Annotated in this window: 11 protein-coding genes and 1 tRNA gene; 5 read left to right on the top strand and 7 right to left on the bottom strand. The window is 73.5% G+C overall.

Annotated features, from left to right (window positions below; translation table 11 throughout):
• Positions 1–113: 113 nt before the first annotated feature.
• The gene (locus RWM17_RS08105; protein ID WP_314102570.1) at positions 114–953 is read left to right on the top strand and encodes a nitroreductase family protein; all 840 of its coding nucleotides are present in this window, start codon (positions 114–116) and stop codon (positions 951–953) included.
• 76 nt (positions 954–1,029) lie between these two features.
• Here the strand turns inward: RWM17_RS08105 and RWM17_RS08100 are convergent, their stop codons facing one another.
• The 7 genes from RWM17_RS08100 to RWM17_RS08070 all read right to left on the bottom strand — a co-directional run bounded on the left by RWM17_RS08100 (position 1,030) and on the right by RWM17_RS08070 (position 8,187).
• Positions 1,030–1,182, bottom strand: coding sequence for a hypothetical protein (locus RWM17_RS08100; protein ID WP_314102568.1), 153 nt, complete (start codon positions 1,180–1,182; stop codon positions 1,030–1,032).
• Between the two features lie 232 nt (positions 1,183–1,414).
• On the bottom strand, positions 1,415–4,051 hold the full coding sequence (locus tag RWM17_RS08095) for an ATP-dependent Clp protease ATP-binding subunit (protein ID WP_399540303.1): 2,637 nt from the start codon (positions 4,049–4,051) through the stop codon (positions 1,415–1,417).
• A gap of 116 nt (positions 4,052–4,167) precedes the next feature.
• Positions 4,168–4,590 (bottom strand): hypothetical protein, encoded by a 423-nt coding sequence (locus RWM17_RS08090; protein WP_314102567.1) that lies wholly within the window; start codon positions 4,588–4,590, stop codon positions 4,168–4,170.
• A gap of 90 nt (positions 4,591–4,680) precedes the next feature.
• On the bottom strand, positions 4,681–5,565 hold the full coding sequence (locus RWM17_RS08085; protein WP_314102566.1) for a Rieske (2Fe-2S) protein: 885 nt from the start codon (positions 5,563–5,565) through the stop codon (positions 4,681–4,683).
• 94 nt (positions 5,566–5,659) lie between these two features.
• Positions 5,660–7,045: an APC family permease gene (locus RWM17_RS08080; protein WP_314102565.1), complete on the bottom strand. Its 1,386-nt coding sequence runs from the start codon at positions 7,043–7,045 to the stop codon at positions 5,660–5,662.
• 286 nt (positions 7,046–7,331) lie between these two features.
• Entirely contained in the window at positions 7,332–7,811 is a 480-nt protein-coding gene (locus RWM17_RS08075) for a hypothetical protein (RefSeq protein WP_314102564.1), read from the bottom strand.
• Positions 7,812–7,923: 112 nt separating this feature from the next.
• Positions 7,924–8,187, bottom strand: a complete 264-nt coding sequence (locus RWM17_RS08070) for a hypothetical protein (RefSeq protein ID WP_123548436.1) — start codon at positions 8,185–8,187, stop codon at positions 7,924–7,926.
• A gap of 427 nt (positions 8,188–8,614) precedes the next feature.
• Here RWM17_RS08070 and RWM17_RS08065 point away from each other — a divergent pair.
• The 4 genes from RWM17_RS08065 (at position 8,615) to RWM17_RS08050 (ending at position 10,778) form a co-directional block, all read left to right on the top strand.
• Positions 8,615–8,688 (top strand) — tRNA-Gly (locus tag RWM17_RS08065).
• A 129-nt stretch (positions 8,689–8,817) separates the two neighbouring features.
• The gene (locus tag RWM17_RS08060; protein ID WP_314102563.1) at positions 8,818–9,273 is read left to right on the top strand and encodes a hypothetical protein; all 456 of its coding nucleotides are present in this window, start codon (positions 8,818–8,820) and stop codon (positions 9,271–9,273) included.
• Between the two features lie 43 nt (positions 9,274–9,316).
• Positions 9,317–9,787, top strand: coding sequence for a GNAT family N-acetyltransferase (locus tag RWM17_RS08055; protein WP_314102562.1), 471 nt, complete (start codon positions 9,317–9,319; stop codon positions 9,785–9,787).
• Between the two features lie 244 nt (positions 9,788–10,031).
• Positions 10,032–10,778 carry a DUF805 domain-containing protein gene (locus RWM17_RS08050; RefSeq protein WP_314102561.1) on the top strand — a complete coding sequence of 249 codons (747 nt, stop codon included), beginning with the start codon at positions 10,032–10,034 and terminating at the stop codon, positions 10,776–10,778.
• The last annotated feature ends 263 nt before the right edge of the window (positions 10,779–11,041 follow it).

Below are 11,041 nucleotides of genomic sequence, written 5' to 3'. Positions count from 1 at the left end.
CCGTTCGCCCGGCTGACGCGCATCTCGGCGCGCACGGGGCCGCACGCCCGGACGGCGCTCGCCGCGGCGCCCGCCTACGCCGCCGCGTGGCTGCTCAGCCGTGGGGTGCGCTGATGGACTTCATGGACGTCGTCCGCCGTCGCCGCACCACCAACGGCCACTTCACGGACGAGCCCGTGAGCGCCGCCGACCAGCGCCTCCTGATGGAGCTCGCCGGCCGTGCGCCCAGCCAGCTGAACAGTCAACCGTGGCGCTTCGTGCTGGTCGAGGCGCGCGAGACCATCGACGAGATCGCCAGGATCAGCGGCGAGAGCATGACCGAGTCGATGTCGTCGGGCTCGTTCTTCGAGCGCTACAAGCCGTTCTTCCGCTTCAGCGCGGCCGAGATGGCGCGGCACCGGGACGGGATGCTGTTCGACAAGCTGCCGGCGCCCCTGCGACCGTTCACGGGGCAGGTCTTCACGAGGAGGGGCCAGCTGCTGATGAACGCACTGCGGGTCCCGCAGACGCTCGGTGCCGAGAACCGGGCCCTGGTCGCCGGGTCGCCGCTGCTGCTCGGCGTGATGCTCGACCGGTCGTCGTACCGGCCCGACTCGCTGACGTCGTTCTACTCGACGTTCAGCATGGCGGCCGCCGTCGAGAACATCTGGCTGGCGACCGTGCCGCTCGGGCTGGGCATCCAGTTCATCTCGTTCCCGATGGAGTCGCCCGCTCGCTGGGCGCAGGTCTCCGAGCTGCTGAGGGTGCCCGACGACCTCGAGCTGATGGCCGTGTACCGGATCGGCCACGTCCCCCCGGAACGCGTGCGGCCGGCGATCGACTGGGTCAGCGACGAGCGCAAGCGCATCTCGCAGTACGTGTTCCGCGAGGACGCGACGACGCCGCAGACGGGGTGGGACGAGCCGCCGGGAGCACCGGACGCGTCGGGCGGCACGGGAACGGCCGGCGCGTGACGAGAGGCCCCGACCCGTCGCCCGCAGCTGCGGGACGTCGGATCGGGGCCTCTCGTGGGGCTCGCGGGGAGCGGGCTCAGGCCTTGTCGGCGTTCGAGTCCTTGTCGTCGTCGACGAGGCCGTCCTTCGAGCCGTCGGCGAGCTGCTCGGTGTGCTCGGCCTGCTCGTCGGTGACGTTCGTCGATCCGTCGGGGGCGGTGTCCGGTGTGGTGTCGTCGTGGTCGCTCATGGGGGCGACGATACGCCGCCCGGCACGCCTCAGTCCGGCCTGTCCGCGGAGAGCTCGGCACGCCGCCGCAAAGCGAGAGTGATCGGCGACACAGGAGCTGAGGACCGCACCCTCTGGGCGGTCCGCCGCCCCGATCACTCTCACATTACGGGGCAGTGCGTGGTAGACGGAGGGCAGGCAGGAGGCGCGGTGCCGGCCGTGCCGACACCGCGCCTCCTCGAGTCGCGAGCGCCTAGAGCGCTGCGGCCGCCGCGGGCTCGTCCGCCCGGGCGACGAGCTCGCCGTCGTCGCCGACGCGGACCACGACGCGCCCGCCCGCGGCGATCGCGCCCGTCACCATCAGGTCGGCGATCCGGTCGTCGACCTCGCGCTGGATCGTGCGGCGCAGCGGCCGCGCGCCGAACTCGGGCTCGTGGCCGTGGTCGACGATCCAGTCGGTCGCCGCCGCGTCGACGTCGAGCACGACGCCCTGGGCGGCGAGCCGGCCGGCGGTCGCGCCCAGCAGCAGTCCGACGATCTCGCGCAGCTGCTCGCGGTCGAGCTTGCGGAACAGCACGATCTCGTCGATCCGGTTGAGGAACTCCGGTCGCATCGCCTCCCGCAGCTTGCCCATGACACGGTCGCGCAGCGCCTTCTCCGACCCGAAGCCGTTCCCGGCCGCGGGGTCCGACCCGACGGGCCCGGCCGGCGTGAAGCCGAGCGCGCCGCCGCGCGACGCCAGGAACTCCGAGCCGAGGTTCGAGGTCATCACGACGACCGTGTTGCGGAAGTCGACCGTGCGGCCCTGGCCGTCGGTGAGGCGCCCGTCGTCGAGCACCTGCAGCAGCAGGGTGAACACGTCGGGGTGCGCCTTCTCGATCTCGTCGAAGAGGATCACCGACCACGGGTTCCGGCGGACGCGCTCGGTCAGCTGGCCGGCCTCGTCGTAGCCGACGTACCCGGGAGGGCTCCCGACCAGGCGGCTCACGGTGTGGCGCTCGCCGAACTCGCTCATGTCGAAGCGGATCATCGCCTGCTCGTCGCCGAAGACCGACTCGGCGAGGGCCTTCGCCAGCTCGGTCTTGCCCACGCCGGTCGGCCCGAGGAACAGGAACGACCCGGTCGGCCGGTGTGGGTCGCCGAGGCCCGTGCGGCTGCGGCGGACGGCCCGGGCGACCGAGGTCACCGCGTCGTCCTGGCCGACGACCCGCGCGTGCAGCTCCTGCTCGAGCAGGGCGAGCCGCGCCCGGTCGCCCTCCGTGAGGCGCGACGCAGGGATGCCGGTGGCGCGGGAGACCATCTCGGCGACGTCCGCCTCGGTGATCTCGGTGCCGGGCGCCTGCGGGACGGTCTCGACATCGTGGTCGCCGGCTGCGGCGTCGAGCCGTGCCTGTACGGCCTCGAGCTCGTCACGCAGCTGCGAGGCTTCCTCGTAGCGCTCCGCGGCGACCGCGGCGCGCTTGGACGACTCGAGCTCGGCGAGCTGCGCCTGGAGCGCCGCGACGTCCACGCCGTCACGGGCGCCGAGACGGAGCCGACGACGGGCGCCGGCCTGGTCGATCAGGTCGATCGCCTTGTCGGGCAGGAACCGGTCGCCGACGTACCGGGCCGACAGCTCGACCGCCGCACGCAGCGACTCGGGGCTGTAGGTCACGCCGTGGTGGGCCTCGTACCGCGGGGCCAGGCCGGCCAGGATCGCGACCGCGTCGTCGACGCCCGGCTCGGGCACCTGGACGGGCTGGAAGCGGCGCTCGAGGGCGGCGTCCTTCTCGATGGTGCGGTACTCGCGCAGCGTCGTCGCCCCGACGAGGTGCAGGTCGCCCCGGGCGAGACGGGGCTTGAGGATGTTGCCGGCGTCCATCGCGCCCTCGCCGCCGCCGGCCCCGACGACCGTGTGGATCTCGTCGAGGAACACGATCAGCTCGTCCCGGTGCGCGGCGATCTCGTCGACGACCGTGGTCAGGCGCTCCTCGAAGTCGCCGCGGTAGCGGGTGCCGCTGAGCATGCCGGGCAGGTCGAGGGCGACGACGCGCTTGCCCTGCAGCAGCGCGGGGACGTCGCCGTCGACGATGCGCTGGGCGAGTCCCTCGACGATCGCGGTCTTGCCGACGCCGGGCTCGCCGATCAGCACGGGGTTGTTCTTCGTGCGGCGCAGCAGGATCTCGACGGCCTGCTCGATCTCGTCGGCGCGGCCGATGACGGGGTCGATCTCGCCTCGGCGGGCGCGGGCCGTGAGGTCGCTGCCGTACTGGTCGAGGGTCGGCGTCGAGGAGGCGCCGGTCGCGCCTGCCTCGCCGGTCGCCTGCGCGCTCGCCTGGGTGCCGCCCGCGTGGCTCGCGCCGCTCGTGCCCGCGGCGTCGCCGGTCGGCGACCCGTCCCGGACGAACGCCTGGAGCGCCTGCGGGGTGACGCCCGCGGCGGCGAGCAGCTGGCCGGCGGTCGACTGCTGGTCGACGACGAGCGAGAAGAAGAGGTGCTCGGGATCGACGTAGGTCGAGCCGAACGCGCGGGCGGCCTGCGCCGCCTGCAGCAGCACGCGCTGGGCCGCCGGCGTCAGCGACGCGGTGCTGGGGGTGTCCGACGAGGGGCCGGGGAGGCGGCTGTCGACGGCGCGCAGCAGCGCGTCGCGGTCGGCGCCGGAGTGGTGGACGACGTCCGCGGCGGGAGACTCGTCCAGCAGCACCCGGAGCACGTGCAGCGAGTCGACCTCGGCGTGCCCGTGGCTGGTGGCGAACTCGCCGGCGCGGGTGACCACGCCGTGGGCGCTGCTGCTGAGCAGCCGCGAGATGTCGACCGGTCGGCCGGGCTGTGACGACCGGGCGCCGTTCATGAGGCGGGCGAGGAACTCGTCGAACGAGTCGCTGCTGCCGGAGCCGAACTGTGCAGGCACGGGACCTCCTGGGTGAACTTGAGTGCGTACGACTCAAGTCAACGCAAGAGGCCCCGTCGCATTCCCGTCTCGGCTCCGAAGTTGAGCGGAACCGACTCAACCTGCGGGTCCGACCTCTACGAGGATCCTTCCGGCCCGTGCGTGTGGGCGCTCAGCTGCGGCTCGTCCTCCTCGTCCGCGCCCGCGTCGTGGGCGGCGTCGAAGTCGTAGCCGTCGAAGTCCAGGTCGGGGATGTCGGCCATCTCCTCCGGCCAGGAGGGGCGGCCGGGCTGGAGCCGCAGGGTCGCCTCCTCGAGCTCGCGGATGACCTCGTCGTCCTCCCGCTCCTCCGTGCCGTTCTCGACGGGGGTCGAGAAGATCTGGCTGGCCGGGCCGATCAGCAGGTGCGCGTAGGCGCGGCTGCCGCCCTCGGTCACGACCGGGACCGACACGATGTCGGAGGTGCCGGACCGGGCCAGCGCTCGTGCGTACCGCAGCACGGCCTTGCAGGTGGTGTCGCCGAGCAGCATGTAGCCGCCCGCGTAGTGCAGTCGTCTCATGGCTCCACGCAATCACCGGCCGGGGGCCTCGTCCGGCCCTTGACGCGCCTCCTGCAGGTGCCCTACGGGCCGGGGCGGCGCCTCCTCGGGTCAGCCGGCGTTCGGCAGCCGCACCTCGACGGCGCCGTCGACGACGCGCGTCTCGAAGACGGGCTGCGGCGACGTGGCCGGACCGTGCACGACCTGGCCGGTGCGCATCGAGAAGACGCTGTCGTGCCACGGGCACGACACGCAGGCCTCGCCGGGGCGGCCCGCGTCGAGCACGACCTCGCCCTGCGAGAGCGGCCCCGAGAGGTGGCTGCAGACGCTCGAGAGCACCTCGACCTCGTCGCCGCGCCGCAGGGCGACGAGCGGCTGGCCGTCGAGCTCGAGCCCGGTGAGCTCGCCCTCGGGCAGGGCGTCGAGCCGGGTGACGGCGTGCCAGCCGGGGCTGACGAGGTGCGGCACGTCCTCCGCGTGGTTCGCGCCGACGGCCTGGCGGTAGGCGAGGTGCCCGCCGATGAAGCCGCCGAGGCCGACGGCGCCGAGCCCTGCGAGGCCGAGGAGCTTGGCGCTCGCCTGCTTCCCCCGCACCCGCTGGAGGTACGAGGCGCCGTAGAGGCCCGTCGCCACGAGGTTCGCGACCGAGTGCACGAGGCCGGTGCGCTTCTGCTGCTCGTGCGACGCGGCCCAGTCGACGAAGCCCGCGAGGGCGGCGGGGGCGACGGCCAGGACGCCGACGCCGACCAGCGCTCGCGACGCCTTCTCCTGGCCGGGCATGAAGTCGAGCACCGCCGAGCTGATCCACGCGCCGGTCGGCACCAGCACCAGCACAGGGTGCAGCGGGTGCCCTGCGGGCACGCCGTGCAGCAGGTCCTTGAGGGCGCGGGGCTGGACCACGGCGTCGACCACCCCGGCCACCTTGTCGATCAGCGGGTCGAGCTGTGAGGCGTTCTCGACGGCGCTCAGCGCCTCGACGATCTTCAGTTCTCGCATGGCTGCTCCTCTGGTCGGGGCTCCGGTGCCCTGGGTGTCGGTGGTGGCGGCGGTGGGTGGTCGCGGCGGCCGGCCGGCCGGCGATGGTCTCCGTCTACTCCGCGGCGTCGGCGGCGGCACGCGAGCCACGACGCGACCCGGCACGGGCGACGAAGAAGAGCACCGTGCCGACGGCGAGCAGGACGGCCCCGAACAGCCACACCCGGCCGCTCTGCTGGGTGAGCAGCAGCACGCAGGAGGCGGTGCCCAGCACGGGCACGGCGGTCCAGACCCTGAAGTGCGAGTGCTCCACCCGGTCGCGGCGCAGCACGAGCACGGCGACGTTCGTGCTGATGAAGACGAAGAGCAGCAGCAGCACGACCGTCTCGGCCAGCACGCTGATGTCGCCCACCGTGGTCAGGACCATCGCCACGGCGGTCGTGACGAGGATCGCGGCCCACGGGGTGCGGCGACGCGGCAGGACGGCAGCGAGCGGGCGGGGCAGCAGCCCCTGGTCGGCCATGCCGTAGGTGACGCGGCTGGCCATGATCATCGTGAGCAGCGCACCGTTGGCGACGGCCACGAGCGCGATCAGGCTGAAGATCCACTCGGGCACGCCGACGCCGGACGCCGAGACGACGGCGAGCAGGGGGCCGGTCGAGTCGCTGAGCTCCTCGGCGGGCAGGGCGATCGAGCTGGCGAGCCCGACGAGCACGTAGACGACGCCCGCGGTGGCGAGCGAGGCGAACAGGGCGCGGGGGTAGACGCGGCTGGGGTCGCGCACCTCCTCGGCGACGTTGGCGCTCGTCTCGAAGCCGACGAACGAGTAGTAGGCGATGATGGCGGCACCGAGGGTCGCGATCGCCGGGTTCGCGTCGACAGGGAACTCGCCGACGCGGCCGACGTCGCCGCGCCCGCCGCCGAGCATGATCGCCACCACGGCGATCACGACGACGAGGCCGCTCACCTCGATCACGGTCATGAGGACGTTGCCCTTGAGCGACTCGCTGATGCCCCGGGCGTTGAGGCAGGCGACGAGCGCGAGGAACGCGATCGCCGTGGGCACCGCCGGCAGGTCGACGAAGGTGCCGAGGTAGTCGCCCGCGAAGGCGAGCGAGAGGCCGGCCGCGCTGGTGACGCCCGCGGCCAGCATGCTGAAGCCGACGAGGAACGACACGAGCGGCGCCTTGTACGCTCGCTCGGCGAAGATGGCGGCCCCGCCGGCCTTGGGGTACTTCGTCACCAGCTCGGCGTACGAGCCGGCGGTCAGCAGCGCGAGCAGCAGCGCCAGCAGCAGAGGAGCCCAGAGCGCGCCGCCCACCTCCGCCGACAGCGTGCCCATCAGCGCGTAGATGCCTGCCCCGAGCACGTCGCCGAGGATGAAGAGGTAGAGCAGCGGGCCGGTGATGGCACGCTTCAGCGCGGTGCCGCCTCCGGAGCGGCCGCCCGAGTCTCCGTCGGGGCCGACGGGAGCGGCGTCGGTGGGGGCAGGGGTCGACATCGGTGTCCTCCGGAGGTCTCGTCGGCGCACTCGTCCGGTCACGGCGGTGCGCAGACGATCGTGGTCCGGCTCGGGGCGCGAGGGCCGTTCTGCGCGAGGGGCTTGCGCCGCAGGTGCGCGACGTGCAAAGCAGGAGGCGCGGGCAGGCCTGCGAGGGCCTGCCCGCGCCTCCTGCGCTCGCCCCTCGCGCACGACACCCCCTCCGCTGCAGCGCACCCCTGAGATCGGGGGCGCAGTGCACCGAAGGGGGTGTGCCAGGTCGGGTGGCCGCCTGCTCGCGGGCGGTCTAGCGGGCGGTCTCGCCCGCGTCCGCGATGCAGCTGAGCGCCTGCTGGCCGGCGTCGGACTGCTCGGCCGACGCGTCGGACGAGACGGGCCAGGTCGACGACGACTGCGCGTCCTCGTTCACCGACTCGAAGGTGCCGTCGAACTCGTCGGACTCGACATCCCCGGTCGTGGTCCAGAGGCCGACCGTCTCGCTGAGCACGTTGTTCTCGCCGACGGGGGCGGCGACGTACCAGGTGCCGTCGTCCTCACGGGCGTAGGCGAGCAGCACGTCGTCGTCGACCTCGTCGCCGAGCGCGTTCAGCGCGCTGTCGAGCACGCGGGTGCAGTCGACCTGGTTCGACTGGGCGGGGCTGGTCGCCGTCTTCTCGCTGCCGGGCACGTCGCCGGCCGGGTCGGTGACCTGCGCGCCTCCGGTGCAGCCCGTCAGCGGCAGCAGCAGGAGGGCGGCGAGGGGGAACAGCGTCTTCTTCGTGATCATGGGGCGACCGTACGGCGACGGACGGCGCGGCGTCCGCATTCACAGGAGGTCGTGCCCTGGTCGGGCGCCGAGCAGTTCACGGCCGCCCACGCGTGCACGGGTGCCGGCCCGCTCACGGGCCCGCGACGAAGCACGCGCAGACGGCGAGCAGGTCGTCGCACGCGTGCTTCTCGAGCGGGTGCCCGATCAGGGTCGCCTGGTAGCCGGGGCCCACGCGCTCGACGAAGCCGAGCAGCGCCGCGATGTCGTCGTCGGGCAGGCGACGGTCGAGCACGCGCCACTGGCCGTCGTCGATCATGTGCAGGTGCACCTCGCTGACGTCGGTGAGGGGCACGCGGTCGAGCTGCTGCGTCGTGGAGGCGGGGTGTGCGTCCACGTCAGGACCCCTCCGGGACCCGGCTGCCGCCGACGACGTCGTCGAGGCACGGGCTCCGGCGGGCCGCGACCTGCTCGTGTGAGGAGGGGAGGCGCCACGACCGGGGCCGTGAGCGGCGGCCGACGGGTCGGAGACGGGTGCGGTCGGACAGGTCGGAGCTCGTCGTGCCGGCGGAGATGTCCATGGTGCGTCCTCGGGGTGTCGCCTGCCGGCGCCCTGATCGCCAGCAGTGGGACGGTCCACGTTAGGCAGGGGACGCGCCCGGCGTCAGGCCCTTGACAACCGCGTACCCCGTCTGCTCATCGGGGGACACGGCCCGATCCTGCACGAGCCCCGCGGCGGAGGCGCTGCACGAGACGAGGAGGCGCGGTTCGCTATAGTGGGGACACCCCGCTCCTGAGCGGGCCCGCCGCCTCCTGGCGGCTGCGCGAGTGTAGTTCAATGGTAGAACTCCAGCTTCCCAAGCTGGTAGCGCGGGTTCGATTCCCGTCACTCGCTCCACTTCCGCCTCCCCGCCTCCCCGGCGCCCCGCCGTTGCCGCACAGACCGGTCTCGCGCAGGTCAGAGCCAGCCCGTCGACGTCCTCGGGCCGGGCGGCTGCACCTGCCCCGCCTCCTCGGAAGGACCACCATGGACGTCCTCCGCGAGGACAGCGGCGAGCACGGACGCCGCGCGCCGACGGCGGCGACGGTCCGCCGCAGCCCTCCGCTCGGGCGACGGACGATCGCGGGGATCGTGGTCGCCACTGTCTTCTCGGGCGTGGTCGTGCTGCTGGTGGGGCTCTTCCTCCTCCGGATGGTGATGCAGGTGGTCTTCGCGACCGAGGGCGACGTGCCCGACGCCTCCTCGATGGACCTGCCCGTCGGCAGCTCGGTCACGGCGAGCGAGACGAGCTGCGGGTCCGGCGGGTGCTGGACGGTGTTCACCGTGCGGCCGCCCGACGGCACCTCGCCGACCGAGCTGGCGCGACAGATCGAGGACGAGCACGGCGACGGCATCCCGGGCGACCTCCTCGACCCCCGGACGATCCAGGTGTCGACCGAGGTGCGCGCGTCGGACGTCGCGGTGCGCGGCAGCTTCTGGTGAGGCCCGGGCCGCTACGGTGCGAGGAGCACGGGAGGAGCCGCACATGACCTGGCAGATCGAGGTCGTCCCCTACGACCACCCCGAGGCCGACGAGCTGCGCCGGGCCCAGCGCCGTGAGCTCGACGAGCGCTACGGGAGCGACGACCACGAGCCGGGAACGCCGCCCAGCGCATCGGACGTGCCCGTCTTCGTCGTCGCACGCACCGCCTCCGGTGCCGCGGTCGCGTGCGGAGGGCTCCGCCCGCTGCCCGACGACGTCGCCGGGCCCGGCTCGGTCGAGGTGAAGCGCATGTTCGTCGATCCGTCCGCCCGCGGCTCGGGGGTGGCCGTCGCGGTGCTCCGGGCCCTCGAGGAGGAGGCGCGCGCCCTCGGCGCTCGCCGCGTCGTCCTCGAGACGGGCACGTCGCAGCCCGACGCGATCCGCTTCTACGCCCGCGAGGGGTACAGCGAGGTGCCGCTCTTCGGGGCGTACGTCGGCAGCGGCAACTCGGTCTGCTTCGCCCGCGAGCTGTAGGAGGCGCGGCGCGCGTCGCCGAGGGCGGTCGCGTCCTCGTCCGGTCCGGTCCAGCTCGGTGCGGCTCTGCCTCGTCCGGCTGGCTCTGCGCCCAGGGCGGGTCTTCTGGCTCGAGGGCGGGTCGCGGGCGACCCGCCCTCGGCCTGGAACACCGGCCCTCGGCAGGGGTCGCTGCCGCTCGCGTGCTGGCCGGCTGCCACTAGCCTGAGCAGGTCGCGAGGGGCGACGGATCGAGGGGGACGACATGAGCGACGCACGAGACGACGAGCAGGGCCGGGCCGAGGGGCAGCAGCCGCAGCCGTACGGGCCGCCGCAGCCTCACGGAGAGCCGCAGCGGCCGCCGGCGTACAGCCAGCCGCAGCAGCCGCCGGCGTACAGCCAGCCGCAGCAGCCTTACGGCCAGCAGCCGGGATACGGCCAGCAGCCGCAGCCGTACGCCCAGCAGCCCTACGCCCAGCAGCCGTACGGCCAGCAGCCGTACAGCCAGCAGCCGTACGGCCAGCAGCAGCCGTTCGGCGCGCCTCCGGGGGTGTCCCCGCGCCTCGCCGACGGCTCCGTGCCGCTCTGGGCGCCGCTGTACGGCGCCGGGCCCATCGACTCGGTGAAGCGGTTCTTCCGCAAGTACGCCGACTTCAGCGGCCGTGCGAGCCGGAGCGAGTACTGGTGGGTGGCGCTCGCCACGGTCGTCGTCTGGTTCGGCCTCGGCCTGCTCTCGCTGCTGGCGGCGCTGCCCGGCATGGAGGTCCACGCCGACGGCTCGTCCGACCCGGGGCCGGGCTTCTACCCCTTCGCCCTCGTCTTCACGGTGCTGTTCTTCGGGACGATCGTGCCGTACCTCGCGATCGGGGTCCGACGGCTGCACGACGTCGACCTGAGCGGGTGGCTGCTGCTGATCAACCTGTTCCCGTACCTCGGCGGCATCGCGCTCACCGTCCTCGCGATCCTCGGCCCGAAGCCGGGCGGCGCGCGCTTCGACCGCCCCCGGCCCTAGCTCGAGGCCGCCAGGCGGCCAGGCGACGTGAGAGCGACAAGACGACGGGGTGTTCCGCGTCGTCTTGTCGCTTCACGTCGTCTTGTCGATCTCGCGTCGCTGAGCGGCGCGCACGCGTCGCGGCGCCTCGAGGCGAGGCGTCAGCGCGGGAGCGTCAACCGGAAGACCGCGCCGCCGACAGCACCGCCGACAGCTGCGCCGGCCGCTTCGCAGGTCAGGTCGCCGCCGTGCGCCCGCGCGATGCCGCGGGCGATGGGCAGGCC

This window comes from uncultured Frigoribacterium sp. (assembly GCF_963515265.1).
Lineage (GTDB): Bacteria > Actinomycetota > Actinomycetes > Actinomycetales > Microbacteriaceae > Frigoribacterium.
The sequence above is the reverse complement of the archived record's forward strand: the minus strand, read 5'-3'. Positions and strand labels throughout refer to the sequence as shown.